Annotated in this window: 13 protein-coding genes; 7 read left to right on the forward strand and 6 right to left on the reverse strand. The window is 70.4% G+C overall.

The features are described 5' to 3' along the window. Positions 1-208 precede the first annotated feature (208 nt). From F5972_RS27180 to F5972_RS27200, 5 genes are all read left to right on the forward strand, one after another. Positions 209-2,977 carry a helix-turn-helix transcriptional regulator gene (locus tag F5972_RS27180; RefSeq protein WP_225311938.1) on the forward strand — a complete coding sequence of 923 codons (2,769 nt, stop codon included), beginning with the start codon at positions 209-211 and terminating at the stop codon, positions 2,975-2,977. Positions 2,978-3,116: 139 nt separating this feature from the next. Further along, the gene (locus tag F5972_RS27185; protein WP_150937233.1) at positions 3,117-4,079 is read left to right on the forward strand and encodes an alpha/beta hydrolase; all 963 of its coding nucleotides are present in this window, start codon (positions 3,117-3,119) and stop codon (positions 4,077-4,079) included. Continuing rightward, positions 4,076-4,798 (forward strand): alpha/beta fold hydrolase, encoded by a 723-nt coding sequence (locus F5972_RS27190; RefSeq protein ID WP_150937235.1) that lies wholly within the window; start codon positions 4,076-4,078, stop codon positions 4,796-4,798. Before F5972_RS27185 ends, F5972_RS27190 begins: the two co-directional genes overlap by 4 nt. A 90-nt stretch (positions 4,799-4,888) precedes the next feature. Further along, complete coding sequence (locus tag F5972_RS39475) at positions 4,889-5,383, forward strand: WhiB family transcriptional regulator (protein ID WP_404803080.1); 495 nt, start codon at positions 4,889-4,891, stop codon at positions 5,381-5,383. A gap of 123 nt (positions 5,384-5,506) precedes the next feature. Continuing rightward, a complete protein-coding gene (locus tag F5972_RS27200; protein ID WP_150937237.1) occupies positions 5,507-6,571 on the forward strand; it encodes a ferritin-like domain-containing protein in 1,065 nt (354 codons plus the stop codon). Between the two features lie 340 nt (positions 6,572-6,911). Here F5972_RS27200 and F5972_RS27205 read toward each other — a convergent pair whose 3' ends face one another. Further along, positions 6,912-7,622, reverse strand: a complete 711-nt coding sequence (locus F5972_RS27205) for an alpha/beta fold hydrolase (RefSeq protein WP_150937239.1) — start codon at positions 7,620-7,622, stop codon at positions 6,912-6,914. Positions 7,623-8,113: 491 nt separating this feature from the next. On the opposite strand from F5972_RS27205, the gene F5972_RS27210 reads away from it, so the two are divergent. Together F5972_RS27210 and F5972_RS27215 are read left to right on the forward strand one after the other, a co-directional pair. Then, positions 8,114-8,746 (forward strand): HNH endonuclease family protein, encoded by a 633-nt coding sequence (locus F5972_RS27210; RefSeq protein WP_150937241.1) that lies wholly within the window; start codon positions 8,114-8,116, stop codon positions 8,744-8,746. A gap of 84 nt (positions 8,747-8,830) precedes the next feature. Continuing rightward, positions 8,831-9,409 (forward strand): NADAR family protein, encoded by a 579-nt coding sequence (locus F5972_RS27215; protein WP_225311939.1) that lies wholly within the window; start codon positions 8,831-8,833, stop codon positions 9,407-9,409. 52 nt (positions 9,410-9,461) lie between these two features. Here F5972_RS27215 and F5972_RS27220 read toward each other — a convergent pair whose 3' ends face one another. Genes F5972_RS27220 through F5972_RS27240 form a run of 5 tightly spaced genes read right to left on the reverse strand, consistent with a single transcriptional unit; the run spans position 9,462 to position 15,045 of the window. Beyond that, positions 9,462-9,914, reverse strand: a complete 453-nt coding sequence (locus F5972_RS27220; RefSeq protein ID WP_150937247.1) for a hypothetical protein — start codon at positions 9,912-9,914, stop codon at positions 9,462-9,464. Between the two features lie 45 nt (positions 9,915-9,959). Further along, positions 9,960-11,039: a hypothetical protein gene (locus F5972_RS27225; RefSeq protein ID WP_150937249.1), complete on the reverse strand. Its 1,080-nt coding sequence runs from the start codon at positions 11,037-11,039 to the stop codon at positions 9,960-9,962. Between the two features lie 21 nt (positions 11,040-11,060). Next, positions 11,061-13,019 (reverse strand): hypothetical protein, encoded by a 1,959-nt coding sequence (locus tag F5972_RS27230; RefSeq protein ID WP_150937250.1) that lies wholly within the window; start codon positions 13,017-13,019, stop codon positions 11,061-11,063. Further along, a complete protein-coding gene (locus F5972_RS27235) occupies positions 13,016-13,738 on the reverse strand; it encodes a toll/interleukin-1 receptor domain-containing protein (RefSeq protein ID WP_150937252.1) in 723 nt (240 codons plus the stop codon). Before F5972_RS27235 ends, F5972_RS27230 begins: the two co-directional genes overlap by 4 nt. Beyond that, entirely contained in the window at positions 13,735-15,045 is a 1,311-nt protein-coding gene (locus F5972_RS27240) for a helix-turn-helix domain-containing protein (protein ID WP_150937254.1), read from the reverse strand. The genes F5972_RS27235 and F5972_RS27240 overlap by 4 nt, the downstream gene beginning before the upstream one ends. Between the last annotated feature and the right edge of the window lie 99 nt (positions 15,046-15,144).

Genomic DNA, 15,144 nt, shown 5'->3' on the forward strand with positions numbered 1-15,144 from the left:
CGACGGGCGGAGGCGACGTGACGGACGGGTGTCACAGATCCGCAGGGCCGCATGGTCCAAGTGCACGAGTCGATCAGAACCGTGCCGAGAGATGGATCATGAAGATGACGTGCCTCCGAAGACCGGTCGTGATTCCACTGGCCGCGGCCGGGTCCGTGCCACTTGGCGCCTCGACGCCGTCCGCCCTGTCCGCGGGCGGGTGACGGCGGTGTTGCGGGGACGGGCCGCCGAGCGCGAGCGGCTCGGCGGGCTGCTCGACGACGTACGGAGTGGTCAGAGCCGCGCGCTCGTGCTGCGTGGTGAGGCGGGAGTGGGCAAGACGGCGTTGCTGGACGACCTCGCCGCGCGGGCGCGGGGGTTTCGCATCGTCCGCGTCGCGGGTGTGCAGTCCGAGATGGAGCTGGCCTTCGCCGGGCTGCACCAGTTGTGCGCGCCGATGACGGACGGCCTCGCGCGCCTTCCCTCGCCGCAGGCCGGCGCGTTGCGCGCGGCCTTCGGGCTGAGCGCGGGGCAGGCGCCCGATCGCTTCCTCGTCGGTCTGGCCACGCTCGGCCTGCTGGCCGAGGCCGCCCGGGACCAGCCGCTGCTCTGCCTGGTGGACGACGCACAGTGGCTCGACCAGGCGTCCGTGCAGGCCCTGGCGTTCGCCGCGCGCCGCCTGCGGGCCGAATCGGTGGCGATGTGCTTCGCCACCCGGGTGCCGGACGAGACGCCGGACGTGCCGGGCCTGCCGGAGCCGCCGGTCGCCGGCCTGCCGGAGCTGACGGTGACCGGCCTGCCCGAGGGCGAGGCGCGGGCGCTGCTGCGCTCGGTGCTCCCCGGGCCGTGGGACGGGCGGGCACTCGACCGGATCGTCGCCGAGACGCGGGGCAACCCGCTGGCGCTGCTGGAGCTGGCGAAGGACTCCACCCCGGCCGACCTCGCGGGCGGGTTCGGCCTGCCGGGCACGCGGGCCCTCACGGGCCGGCTTCAGGAGCTCTACCAGCGGCGCGTCCTGTCGCTCCCGTCGCGTACGCGGCGGCTGCTGCTGGTGGCGGCCGCCGAGCCGGGCGGTGACCCGGGCCTGCTGTGGCGCGCGGCGGACCGGCTCGCCGTCGGGATCGAGGCGGTGACGCCCGCCATCGCCGCCGGGCTGGTGCAGATCGACGACCAGGTGCGTTTCCGCCATCCGCTGGTGCGTTCGGCAGTGTACTGGGCGGCCTCGCCGGAGGAGCGGTGCCGCGCGCACCTGGCGCTGGCGGAGGCCACCGATCCGCGGGCCGATCCCGACCGGCGTGCCTGGCACGCGGCGCAGGGCACGCGGGGCCCGTCGGAGGACGTCGCGGCGCAGCTCGTGCGCTCGGCCGATCGGGCGCGGGCCAGGGGCGGGCTCGCGGCGGTCGCGGCGTTCCTGGCGCGGGCGGTCGAGCTGACCCCTGATCCGGCCCGCCGCCAGGAGCGCGCGCTGGCCGCCGCGCGGGCGACCCATCGCGCCGGAACGCCCGGCGCCGCGCTGAGGCTGCTGTCCGTCGCGGAGGCGGGCCCGCTCGACGGGTTCCGGCGTGGCCAGGCCGACCTGCTGCGCGCACAGATCGCCTTCGCCACGGACCGCGGCGCCGACGCTCCCGGGCTGCTGCTCCGGGCCGCGCGGCAGCTTGAGCCGCATGACGTGCCGCTCGCCCGCGAGACGTACCTGGAGGCGATCAGCGCCGGGCTGTTCGCCGGTCCCCTGGCCACCGGCTGCGGCCAGCTCGAAGCGGCCGAGGCCGCGCGGGCGGCCTGCGTGACGGCGGAAGTGACACACGCCGCCCGCCCCGCCGATCTGCTGCTGAACGGCCTGACCGTGCTGATCACGGAAGGCCAGGCCGCTGGGGTGCCGGAACTGAGGCCGGCGCTGGAGGCCTTCGAATCCCCCGGCCTGTCCTCGGAGGAGGGGCTCGGCTGGCTCTGGCTGGCCGGCGTGGCGGCCGCGGCGTTGTGGGACGGTGAGGCCTGGGACCGGCTCGTCACCCGGCACGTCCGGCTCGCCAGGGAGAGCGGCCAGGCCACGGCGCTTCCCCTCGCGTTGACCGCACGCATAGCCGTGGACGCGTTCTCGGGGGAGCTGAGCGCGGCCGCCGCGCTGGCCGAGGAGGTGAAGGCGGTCTCGGAGGCCGTCAGGATCTCCTATCCGCCCTACAGCGACCTGCACCTGGCCGCCTGGACCGGACGCGAGGCGGACCACGCCGCGCTGGTGAGGACGGTGGTCGCGGAGGCGATGCGCCGGGGCGAAGGGAGCGCGCTGCTCGTCGCCGGGTGGTCGAAGGCGTTGCTCTGCAATGGTCTCGGCCGGTACGAGGAGGCTCTGCGCGCGACAGCCGACGTCGTCGGCCATCCGCGGAGGGAGACGAGCGCCGCAGTGGGCTGGGCTCTCGTGGAGTGTGTCGAGGCGGCCGCCCGCAGCGGCGCGCCGGGGCGGGCCGCCGACGCCTTCGAGCGGCTCGGCGAACTGACCCGGCCCAGCGGCACGGACTGGGCGCTGGGCGTCGAGGCGCGGTCGCGGGCGCTCGTCAGCACGGACGCGGAGGCCGAAGAGCACTACCGTGAGGCGGTCGACCGGCTCGGCCGGACCGCGATCCGGGGCGAGCTGGCCCGCGCCCATCTCCTCTACGGCGAATGGCTGCGCCGGGAGCGTCGCCAGCGCGACGCCCGTGAGCATCTGCGCACCGCCCATGAGGCGTTCACCGCCATAGGCATGGAGGCCTTCGCCGAGCGGGCCGCACGCGAGCTGCTGGCCACCGGCGAGCAGGCCCGGAAGCGCACCGCCGAGGCCGCCGGCGAGCTCACCGCGCAGGAGGCCCAGATCGTCCGGCTGGTCCGCGACGGCATGACCAACACCGAGATAGGCGCCCGCATCTTCATCAGCCCGCGCACGGTCGAATGGCACCTGCGCAACGTCTTCGGCAAGCTCGGCGTCACCTCCCGCAGGCAGCTCCAGCGCGCCGGCGCCGGGGTCTAGCCAGGCCCGGCCGGGGTCCGGTCACCCCGGGGAACCGGTGCCACCCCAGGGATCCGCCCCGTGTGTCACCCGGGTACGACCGGCCTCCCGCCCGAGGAGAGTGGGCACCGGAGAGACCAGATGAAAAGGGAGAATCCCCATGAACGACCACGTCTTGGAGCCGGCGGCTCAGGAGTTCGCCGAGGCGACCTCCACGCCCCCGTTCCTGTACGAGCTGGGCCCTGACGGCGCCCGCAAGGTGCTCGACGACCTCCAGGCCGCCCCGGTCGCCAAGCCCGAGGTCGACGAGAAGTGGATCACGGTGTCGGCCGGGGTCGGCGAGGTGCGGGCGCGCGTCGTCAGGCCCGCGGGGGCCTCGGGGACGCTGCCCGCCGTGCTGTACGTCCACGGCGGCGGCTGGGTGCTGGGCGATGCCGGCACGCATGACCGGCTGGTGCGGGAACTGGCCGTGGGCGCGGAGGCGGCGGTCGTGTTCGTGGAGTACGACCGGTCACCCGAGGCGCGCTATCCGGTGGCGATCGAACAGGCCTACGCGACCGCCCAGTGGATCACGCGGCACGGCGCGGACGAGGGGCTGGACGCCTCCCGGCTGGCGGTGGCCGGCGACTCGGTCGGCGGGAACATGACGGCCGCGCTGACCATCCTGGCCAAGTGGCGCGGCGACGTGCGGTTCGTGCACCAGTCGCTGTACTACCCGGTCACCGACGCCGCCCAGGACACCGGCAGCTACCGCGAGTTCGCCGACGGCCCTTACCTGACGGCCAAGGCGATGGCCTGGTTCTGGAACGCCTACACCACCGATCCCGCCCAGCGGGCCGCGATCACCGCCTCCCCGCTGCGCGCCACCCTGGAGGACCTGGCCGGGCTGCCGCCCGCCTTCGTCGTCGTCGACGAGTGCGACGTGCTGCGTGACGAGGGCGAGGCCTACGCCCGCAAGCTCGTCCAGGCGGGCGTCCCCACCACCGGCGTCCGCTACAACGGCACTCTGCACGACTTCATGATGCTGAACCCGCTCCGCGACACCCGCGCCGCGCGCGCCGCGACCGCGCAGGCCGTCGCCGTCCTCAGGACCGCCCTGAACACCGGAAAGGCACCCGCATGAGCGAGCAGCAGCCCGTCGTCGTCCTGGTCCACGGCGCCTTCGCCGAATCGGCCTCCTGGAACCGCGTCATCCAGCGCCTGCACACCCACGGCCTGTCCGCCGTCGCCGCGGCCAACCCACTGCGCAGCGTCGAGGGCGACGCCGCGTACGTGCGCGACGTGATCGCCGGCCTCGGCCGCCCGGTCGTCCTCGTCGGGCACTCGTACGGCGGCATGGTCGTCACCCAGGCCGCGGCCGGCCACCCGGCCGTGCGCGCCCTGGTCTACGTCGCGGCCTTCGCCCCCGAGCCTGGCGAGAACGCGTTCCTTCTGTCCGGCAAGTTCGAGGGCAGCACTCTGGGCGCGGCGCTGGAGGCCTATCCGGTCGTCTCCGGCGGCAACGAGTTCCGCATCGCGGCGGACAGGTTCCACCACCAGTTCTGCGCCGACCTCGACGCCGGCGAGGCCGCCCTGATGGCGGCGACCCAGCGGCCGGTGACCGAACGCGCCCTGACCGGCGCGCTGACGGCGGACGAGCCCGCCTGGCGCACCATCCCGTCCTGGTTCGTCCACGGCGAGCGCGACCTCAACATCCCGGCCGCGGCGCTGCGCTTCATGGCCGAGCGCGCCGGCGCCCGCCGGACCCGGGAGATCGCGGGCGCGTCACACGCGGTCGCCGCGTCACAGCCCGACGCCGTGACCGCCGTCATCCGCGACGCCGCCGACCACGCGCGGCGGTGAGACTCCGCAGGACCGCCTGAACCGGCCCCGGTCTCCGCTCACCGCGGAGACCGGGCGACAGACGCCGACACGAAAGGTCCAGGTGCGCGCATGGTCGCCTCCCTCCAACTCGAGCTCACGGCCGCCCCCGCGAAGACCTCCGCCACGTCGCTGACGCTGCGGCATCGGCACCTTCCCGGCACGAGCCTGATCGCGGTCGGCGGTGAGATCGGCCTCGCCAACAGCGACCTGCTGGCCCGCTACGTCGGCCGCCCCCGCCAACCGACCGTCAACGAGGTGAAGACCATGCCCGTCCACCAGGTCGTCCAGGAGCCCCGATCCCCTGTGCGTTTCACGACCCGCGCCGCCTGCGAGGACGCGGATCCCGGTCTGTTCTTCCCGATCATGTGGGACGACCGTCCCGATCGGCCCGACCGTCCCGATCGGCCGGAGGAGCAGGCCCGACGCATCTGCCAGACCTGTCCCCTACAGGCGGCCTGCCTCGACTGGGCGGTGCGCACCGGCGAGCCGGACGGCGTGTGGGGCGGCACCACCCCGGAAGAGCGCCGCCGGTTACGCGCCGGCCGGCGGCCCGCCACGGCCTGACCGCGTCCGCCGCAGGGGCCGGGGGCGCGGAGACTTCCGGGGCTGTCACAGGCGCGGCGGCCGTCCGGTCCTTATGGACGACCGGTCACGCGCACCACGATCGACAATGGAGGTAGAGCTCTGATGACGCATCCGGAACCGAGAGGGACCACTGCCGCTCCCGGCCGAGCGGGGATCGACACGCTCGACAGTCTGCGTGAGCACCTGCAGTGGGCGGTCGAGCTGGAACACGCGACGCTGCCGTCGTACCTGTGCGCGCTGTACTCACTGCGGCCGGAGGACAATCCGGAGGCCGTGGAGGTGGTGGGCAGCGTCTTCGCCGAGGAGATGCTGCACCTGGCGCTGGCGGCGAACCTGCTCAACGCCGTCGGCGGTCGGCCGCGTCTCGACATGCCCGGGATGCTGCCGCCGTACCCCCGGCGGCTGCCCCATAGCGACCTGGAACTGTCGCTGCTCCCGTTCGGCCCGGAGGCGCTGGAGATGTTCCTGCGCCTGGAGCGGCCCGCGCCGCCCGGCGCCCCGGCACAGGGCGACGGCTACGAGACGATCGGGCAGTTCTACGACGCGATCGAACAAGGGCTGCGCCACCTGTGCGAGCGGCTCGGCGAGCGGGAGGTCTTCTGCGGCGACCCCGCCCGCCAGGTGACCGGCGGCCGTTTCCGGCACACCACCGGCTCGTTGTTCGGGGTGGAGGATCTGGAGTCGGCGCTGGGGGCGCTGAAGGAGATCGTCGAAGAGGGCGAGGGTACCGCCCGGGGCGAGGTCTGGGACGGGGACCAGGACGTGTTCCACCCCGATCGGGACGAGGTCGGGCACTACTACCGCTTCCAGGAGCTCAAACTCGGCCGGCGCTACCGGCGGGGCGACACCCCGCGGTCCGGGCCGACCGGTGAGCCGGTCTCGGTGGACCCGGCCGCCGTACGGCCGATGCGGCCCAATCCGCGGCTGTCCGACCACGCCCCGGGCAGCGTCATCCGGACCGCGCAGGAGGAGTTCAACCGCGCCTACTGCAACCTGCTGAACCAGCTGGAGCAGGCGTTCGACGGCGAGCCGAGCCTGCTCGGGGCCGCCGTCGGCACCATGTACGCGCTCCGGGCCCAGGCCGACGCCCTGTTGCTGCTGCCGGACGCGGACGGCGCCATGGCGGGCCCCACCTTCGAGTGGGTGCCACCGGAGTCACGCTCGTGAGCGTCCCGCTCCCGGACACTCGTACGCGAGCACTCGCACACCATGGCGAGGGCGGCGCCCGTCCGGGCTCAGGATCGGGATCCGCTCGTGCTCGAAGCGCTCGATCGCCTCCCGGTACAGCGCCTCGGCCTCCTCATCTTGCTTGGCCTCCGCCGCGGCGATCAGCCGCTGCGCGCGGTGGAACGGCGCCGACGTCAGCTCCGCCGCACGCTTCAGGAACGCGCCTGCGGCGGCCGCGCGCTCCGCCGACCGCTCCAGGTCGGCGGCGACCTCCTCCCCCGGGGCGCCGAGCCGGCCCGCGTAGATCGCGGCCGGTGCACCGGTGGGGCCTGTGCGGCCCTCAATGGCAAGCGTGTCGTCTCGGCGTCGACGCGTGCGCGGTCCGTTCGCCGAGCAGCAGCGCGGCGACCGCCTCCGGGGCCTCGTGCATCGCGTCGTGGCCGGTCGGGAGGTCGTGGACCTGCCACCCGGGATCGGCGTGGAGCCGGGTGCGGAGCGCGGCGAACGGCGTCCGGTCCTCCCATCCCGAGCAGTAGACGAACTCCCGGCGGGGCACCCGGGCGAGCGCGCCTGTGAGCCGGACCGTCTGCAGGAACGAGGCGAGGGGATGGGGACGGCAGCGGGGATCCACGCCGACCGGCGGCCGGACGGCGTAGCCGGTGGTCGCGGCACCCGACGCGAACGCCTCCCGGTAACGCTCGGTCGTCGACGACCAGCACGACTCCCCGTCGCGCGGCACGTAGGCGTCGAGATGCACCAGTCGTGAGACACGGCCGCCGGCGCGATCGGCGGCGGCGGCGATCACCATCCCGCCGTAGCTGTGGCCGACCAGCGTCGCGCCGGTGACATGCGCGCGATCGAGGAGGCGCAGCACGTCGCCGGCGTGCGTGTCGAGGTTGGCGGTCGCGACCGTCGCGGCGTCGTCGTCCGGCCGCAGACCGGTCAGGGTCAGGGCGTGTACGGCATGACCGGCCCGTTCCAGCAGCGGAACCACCGCCTCGAACGACCAGGAGCCGTGCCAACCGCCGGGCACGAGGACGAACGTCGCCATGCGTTTCTCCTCCTCTCTCGAACCGCGGCATCGAGGCACGCCGCCTCGACGCTCCACGACGAACCAGGCGGCGCCCGCGCCGGTCGCTCTTCCAGAGCCTGGCCGGGGTGTCGCGCCTGTTCTCCGCCATTGTCTCGGCACACACGATATTGATCGCTCGCTTGGCGCGGCGGGCGAACCGTCGCGGGACGAACCTCCGAACAGATGCGGCCCGAACCGCCGGGAGGGTTGATCCACCGCCGTTTACACAATCTTCATTTGCTCGATGACGGGGCGTACCTCGCCTCCTGCGGCCCCGAAAGCCCTTTTGAGCAGGTACGACCGTACGTCCCGGAAGTCGTCGGCGAAGCCCGACAAAAAAGGTCAATTTGCCTAACTACGACCTGCTATTTCCGGATTTATCGTCATTAGCGAATCTCCGAGCTGTCTGACTGCTCCGTTCGTGTCCAGCCCCCTCTCCTGGCCGGAGCAGCAGGCAGAAGGGGACGCTCGTGAAACGAGCCTTCGCCGCCCTCACCTCCACCCTCGGCGCCCTGTCCCTCCTCCTCACCCTGACCACCGGCCCCTCCCTCGCCACGCCGCCGAACATCCCGTCGGCGAGCACCGCCGCCTCCCGGCTGGCCTCGCTCACCGTGGCCGCCGAGTCGCACCAGTCGACCTACAACCGCGACCTCTTCCCGCACTGGATCACCATCTCGGGCACCTGCAACACCCGCGAGCAGGTGCTCAAGCGGGACGGCAGCGGCGTCGTGACCGACTCGAGCTGCGCCTCCGTCTCCGGCAGCTGGTACAGCCCGTACGACGGAGCGACCTGGCACGCTGCCTCCGACGTCGACATCGACCACATGGTCCCCCTCGCCGAGGCCTGGCGCTCCGGCGCCTGGGCCTGGACCACCGCCCAGCGTCAGGCGTACGCCAACGACCTCGGCGGCCCCGAGCTGTGGGCCGTCACCGACAACGTCAACCAGGCCAAGGGCGACCAGGACCCCACCACCTGGAAGCCGTCCCTGACCTCCTTCTGGTGCACCTACGCCCGCGCGTGGATCCAGGTGAAGTGGTACTACGGCCTCACCCTGCAGAGCGCCGAGAAGTCCGCCCTGACCACCATGCTCGGCTACTGCTGATCCCCTCCCCCGCTGCGGCGGCGCGCCGCCGCCGCAGCGGGGGGCATAAGTCGATGGCGGGGACGAGATCGGATGTGGCACGGTGTGGGCGTGTCTGAGCAGATCGTGCTGCCGCGCAGCGTGGACGAGGCGGTCGCCGCGGAGCGGGCGGGCCACGCCCTCCGCTACCTGTACTTCTGGGGTCACCGGCCGCCGCGCGACGGCGGCGTCGGCCCTGGCTGCCTGTCCCAGTGGTGGCCGGTCGCCTTCACCGAGGACGGCCACACCTTCGCCTCCGCCGAGCACTACATGATGGCGCACAAGGCCTGGCTGTTCGGCGACGACCAGACCGCCGCGAAGGTCCTCGCCGCCGGTCACCCGAACGAGGCCAAGACCCTCGGCCGGGCCGTACGCGACTTCGACGAGCAGGTCTGGAACGCGCAGCGGTCCGACATCGTGGTCCGCGGCAGCCTCGCCAAGTTCGGCCAGAACGCGGACCTGCGCCGCTTCCTGCTCGCCACCACCGGCCGGGTCCTGGTGGAGGCCAGCCCCAACGACCGGATCTGGGGCATCGGCCTGACCGCCGGCGACGAACGCGCCGCCTCCCCCGCCACCTGGCAGGGCCTCAACCTGCTCGGGTTCGCCCTGATGACCGCCCGCGACATCCTCGCGACCGAGGCGTAGCTTCGGGCCCCGACGTCCGCCCCCGCACCGCTCCAGACCGCCGGAAGCCCTGTCATCCCTTGCTTTCCTCTTCGGGCGGGGGAGGAAACGGGGCGTAGAAGACGAGACCGGATACCCGTCCTGCCTGTACCACCGGCCCATGTCGCACGTCTCCGCTGATGAGGTTGAAGACGTTGCCCGTCTCCCCCGCTGGAGGTGTGGTGCCCAGTGCCTCCGTCAACTGCCTCAGCTCTTCGGCCAGTGGAGGGTCCGCCTCGACCAGACGGCACAGCCGGGCCCGCCACGCCTCTTCGATGCCGGCCACGAGCCGTCCGTCGTCGGCCTCGTGCGCGGCCAGCAGTTCCGCGCGGGACGCGTCGAGCTCCTGGGACATCTGCTCGGCGTTCTTTCCCCGGGCGAGCATGCGGGCGACGCCTTCCTTCGCCTTGGTCCAGGAGTCGGAGACCATCAGTCCGACCAGTGTCGCCGCTCCCGAACTCGCCAGTGCTACCAGCTCAGGCTCCACGGCTGGCCTCCTCGCCGCGTGTCGTGCGCATGTGCCTTCCCGCCGTCACTGGTCCGGCCCGTCGTCCGGAGGCTCGGACGGGGGCTCGAAACCGTCGAACCGCGGGGACTCCGCTGGGTCGAACCGGCGCAGAAGATCGTCAGCGGCCTCCTGCCTACCGTACGCGCGCAGTACGTCCGCCACGTGCTTGGCGAGCAGGACCCGTTCGGGACTGTCCTGCTCGATGTCCATCGCGCTCAGGAAGTCCCCGAAAAGGTCCGGGACGGTACGGGACGAAGGAGCGAAGGCCCCTGTCGCGCCATTGCTCACGTACCCGGCGGGCGCCTCCACTGTCCCGTCGGCGAACGTGGACAACAGGTGCCGGAATGGCTCGGCAACGTGCGTGTTGTTGGCGGCGGAGGAAAGCTGGGCGAGCAGGCCGATGTCCTGCACGGTCTTCTGGACGTGGTCGTCGTTCTTGGCGAGCCACCAGACCACGGCACTGCCGGTGTCCTTCAGCACGCTCTCACTTAGATAGGCGCGCCTGGTCTGTTCGTACCTCATCTCGTGCTCCCAGAGGGCGTTCTCCTTACGCGCCGCCGCGAGCTTGGCGAGTCGTGCCTGGTCCTGGTCGGCGAGGGTGAGCGTGACGGAGTGCGCCATCGCCCGGATGCCTCCCGTCGCGTCCGGCTCCATCCGGGCCAGCGCACCGCTCAGTTCGTGCCGGACGAGCGAGGCACGGCCAGGCGGCCTGTTCGCCGTGATCGCACGGGCCCGTTCGAGGATCGCGTCGATCGCCAGAGCCTCGGGATTGGCGAGCGACTCGTCGAACCGCGCGACGATCGGTGACCAGCGAACGGTTGCGGAGAACACGAAGTCGTAGTCCGCCCAGGCGCTCGGCAGGGCGACATCGGCGATGTTCGGTTCTACACGCTCCGTTACTGTCACCGGCGGAGGTGAGGAGGAATAGGGCAGCTCTCGCGGCTTGAGCAGGCCCTTCACCACTCCCAGCCAAAGAGCCGCGAGCAGGACGACGACGAGAAAGCCGAGCCACAGGGGCCGGGGAGCGAACACGAACAGACCGACGAAGATCAACCCGCAGAAGGCGGCGAAGTAGGCGGTCAGTGTTGTACGGCCAGAACTCATGGAACGGCCTTTCTTGCCGGACTATGCGACCTGAATGCCCAGGACGGACCTGATTTTTGAGTAGAGGCGATCGTGTAACCGGACGTCGCTCTTACTCCATTCGGGCCGGGAACGCTCCAGCTCTCCGGCCATCGAGTACAGGGCGGACAGGACGGGCGGCCTCTGCCGGGCGCCTTCGACGAGCACGTCGATGAGCACGTCGGCCCACGGCCCGCTCTCGCCTGCCGCCTCAAGCCACTGCTGGACCCGTTCGCGCCAGACCTCCTCGCCGCTCCGCTCGAAGACGACGCTCCAGCCCACCGTCACCTGCTCGCGGAGTATGGACCTTGCCAGCGGCGCGCGAGCACCGCCGGTCGAGGCCAGCAGATCCGAGTCGGCCAGATCCAGGAACAGACCGGGGTCGGCCCTGTATCGGTTGTCCTGCGTGAACTGGTCGTTGAGCCGGCTGAACATCAGGCGCAGCAGCCGCCGATCCGCACGCACCAGTTCGAGGAGCGCCTCACGGGCCTGTGTGGTTCCAGTCTCGCGCCTGGCCCGATGATGGAGGCGGACCACGGCCTCGTAGGGATTACGCACGGCCATGACCTCGGAGCACATCCTGACGATCACTTCGGCGAGCGTCTCGGATAGCGCTCCCTGTCGGCACCATTCGTATATCTGATGGCGGAAGAACCTGCCCTGCCGCTGGTCCAGCAGACCTACGGTCAGCACCTGCGCCGCTGCACGCCGACCGGCCCCATTCATCGGCCTTGCCGTCCACTCAACGATCAGAGAGACGAGCATCCCCCGATAGCGGTCGTCGTGCAGGCACAGTTCCGTGAACCGATCGACGAGGTTGTCACGGTCGTCCAAGGGCACACTCTGGGAGGCAGCAGTGAGACGCACCCACTCGCGCAGGCTCGCGCGCAGATCTGGAAGATGGATCCAGAGATGCCGACGGGCCGCTGCGTCATATCCGAGATCTCTGAAGTGCACCCGGCCGTCGCGACCAAGCACCGCATGGATCTCTTCGAACCGTATGTCGAGGCCCCTGTGCTGCAGCGGCGAACGGTCCTCAAGCGGGTGCTTGGCCTCATGAAGGAGCACGTAGGTCGCTTCGTGAATAACGTCGGCATGTGCACCATGCAGCATGGCCGTGGCGAGCAACAGTGCACGTTGGTCGCCTTCAAGCGTGCGCGAGTCGGCGGTGACCTGACTGTCCCTGTCATATAGGGCTCCATAGGCCTCCTCGCACCAGGACTTGATTTCGCCAGCACCGCCGACTCTCTTCCTCGCCTGGATCACGAGCAACGCGAAGTGGGCAACGTCCTCAAGTCGAGGCCGCGCACTCAGGAATCGGTCAGTGGCAGGGCTGGCAGAATGCGTCTCCTGCCAGTTGAATCCGGCTTGCCGTAGGTAATGCCGCAACACCTGGAGTTCTGCCGGACGACCGATCTCGACCCGATATTGTTCAAGCGTCGGCTGTAGCCGTTCGGCTCTGTTATGCGGGAGCACGACAACAAGGCACGCCCGGTGTTCACGTACCTCGGCGTGAGCGTCGAGGAGCTCCCGATGAGCTCGCGCCCAATACCGGTCGTCAGCGGCCGACAGGTCAAGCAGCAGCAGGTCGCCGTCGACGATGGCGTCACACGCCAGCAGACGCCCGTCCCTGTCGTTCTCGTCGTTGAGCGGCATCTCCCGAAACGCCATCTCCCCGCCGCGCAACTCGTGCAGGAGCATCTGCGCGGCCGCCTGGCGGCCGCTTCCCGGCGCTCCGTCGAGAAGGACAATCCGTGATCGGGGAAGAATCTCCCGCGCCTCGCCAAACCCTGGTGGATAGGCGAAACACCTGCTTAACAGTAGGAGAGACTCCGCTGCGAATCTTCTATACGATTTACCCTCGACGCTTTGCTGGAACAGCAGGTGTAGATTGATTATGGGAGCCGCCCCCGTGCTTATCTGGACGAAACGGCTCGGGTTGAAAGAGGGCTCGTCGCTCAACGATCTTCATCCTCGTCGCCGACCTGACCGTTGAACCGCTGGTGGATGCCCCCGTTGTTCTCCCCGACGAACATAGCACCCGGCCCGGAGAACTGCTGGTTGTTGATATTGCCCCTACCGAGATGGACCTGCCTATAGTCGTTGCCGATGCCGCCGGCGATGTCTCTGCCCTGCACGTTCGTCCTGCCGGACACGTTCCCCATCTGATTGCGCACGGAGCTTTCTGGTTCGGGGGTGGTGCGGTCGTGAAGTGTGGGCACCAACTCGATCAGCCTCTTGGTGATCTTGGTCAGGCCTGGTTCCGGGTCTTTCATGTCCAGTCGTACGGACTGGCGATCGGCGAGTGGTCTGAGTTCCTGGGGGAGATCCGCGGCTTTGAGCCGTGCCGTCTCCGTCCCCTCGAGAACGGGGATGACGGAGATCCCGCATTCGAATGCTTCCAGGATCTCCCTGCGAACCCAGTCGTTCTCGTCGTACAGCGCCGGGTAGTTCGTCCAGTTCGGTCCGATGACAGCGAGGAGGACCTCGCTCCGCCGTACGCTGTGGAGGAGTTCCTCCTGGTAGCGAGTGCCGGGCGCAATGGACTTGGACGCACGGAAGGCCGCCTCGTCCCCGAAGCGGTGGGACAGTTCTCTTTCGATGAACGTGGCGGTCTTGTCGCCATCCCCGTTGCGGTAGTTGACGAAAACGTCGGGCATAGCAGGTTGCTCCTTCTTCATAAGGCGACGATGCGCAGTGCCGCGCTGAGTTCGGGTGACAGATCGCGCACCGCCACGTTTTTGGGGTGCCGGTTCAGTGCGCGGGCGAGTGATCGCAAGTCGGAGGCGATGGTGACGGATCCCACGGCGACGAGGTCGCCGATCAACTCACGCGTCAGCGCACATGCGTGGTCCACTTCGCCCGCGGCGGCGTACGCGAGGGCTCTGCGCATCCCGAACCGAACCCGGGCGCGGACGGCCTGGGGAGCGAGCTGTCTCAGTTCCCGGTCGAGGAGTGCGGCGGCCTCATCTGGACGCCCCAGGTCGTACAGGCACCATCCCGTGATCATCGCGACGGAATCGGGCAGGTTCGTCGTGCCGATCGCCGGCTCGTCCGAATCGGTATTGCCCAGCGCGAGCAATACCCGGGACCGATCCAGAGCACGCATGCAGGCGTCGTAGTCACAGGCGATCGCGTGACCCTGGGCCTCCCGCTGCGCGGCGAGCCCGCTGATCCGAGGCGGAACTACGCCCGTCTGCGCCTGTCGAGCCAGCCCGACGGTCTGCGCGGCGTCCTGTTGATACAAGGTGATCAGCGCTCTTCGCACCAGCCCATATGAGGCGAGATACCGGTCACCGCCCGCGGTCGCCAATTCGACGGCGAGCCGCGTCCACCAGAGCGCGCCCTCGTCGTTCCCGGTCTCCTGTACCAGCCATCCCGCGTACTCCGCATACCGGGAACCAAGCCTCAACAGGCCTTGGCGGATACAGGGGGCGGCATCGGCGGCCACTTCCCTGAGCGTGTGCGTCTGTGCGATAAGCGCGGGAAGTACGACTGTGGGGTGAGCGATCTGACCCAGCCGCCGATATTGGTCGAACAACACCCGGGATGCTTCGAGTACGGTCTCGCTCCCGGTGCTCAGCGTGGCCTTGGCAGCCGAAGATCCTCCTGCGACGCCGATGCCCATGCCGGCCACGGACATCGCACCGAGGCTGAGCACCTGCCTTCTTCCCACGGGCTGGAACCAGCTCTGCCCGTCTAAGGACAACCGCATCAGCCACACCTCCTCCTTGTCGGCGTCGTCCGTCGTCGCCAGGTCCGCAGGTGGATCGGAGCTCACGGGCACGAGCCGAGCCAGCGCGCCTCCGGCGCCGAGCTTGGCGTCACACAGGCGGACCAGGTCACGGCTCGGTGCCTTGAGCCCGCGCTCGACCTTGCTGAGCTGGCCCTTGCTGTAATTGACCAGCTTTGCCAAATCACTCAGCGAGAGATTCGAACTGATTCGTAGTCTCCGAAGCTCCTGTCCGAAATGAGCCGGCTGCTGCACCGCGTGTCCCTCCGTCGTTCCGCCGGACAGCCGCCGCTGTAAGACTGCGTCAGTCAGACCGCCCGGACAAGGCCGATACCGGTGTTTCCCGTTTCCACC

This window comes from Microbispora cellulosiformans, from assembly GCF_008728085.1.
Taxonomy (GTDB): domain Bacteria; phylum Actinomycetota; class Actinomycetes; order Streptosporangiales; family Streptosporangiaceae; genus Microbispora; species Microbispora amethystogenes.

Coding starts and splice junctions, on each gene's coding strand:
- F5972_RS27190 (WP_150937235.1), top strand. CDS start 4,076: ATGAGCGAGCAGCAGCCCGTCGTCGTCCTGGTCCACGGCGCCTTCGCC.
- F5972_RS27225 (WP_150937249.1), bottom strand. CDS start 11,039: ATGAGTTCTGGCCGTACAACACTGACCGCCTACTTCGCCGCCTTCTGC.
- F5972_RS27205 (WP_150937239.1), bottom strand. CDS start 7,622: ATGGCGACGTTCGTCCTCGTGCCCGGCGGTTGGCACGGCTCCTGGTCG.
- F5972_RS27235 (WP_150937252.1), bottom strand. CDS start 13,738: ATGAAGAAGGAGCAACCTGCTATGCCCGACGTTTTCGTCAACTACCGC.
- F5972_RS27185 (WP_150937233.1), top strand. CDS start 3,117: ATGAACGACCACGTCTTGGAGCCGGCGGCTCAGGAGTTCGCCGAGGCG.
- F5972_RS27200 (WP_150937237.1), top strand. CDS start 5,507: ATGACGCATCCGGAACCGAGAGGGACCACTGCCGCTCCCGGCCGAGCG.
- F5972_RS39475 (WP_404803080.1), top strand. CDS start 4,889: ATGGTCGCCTCCCTCCAACTCGAGCTCACGGCCGCCCCCGCGAAGACC.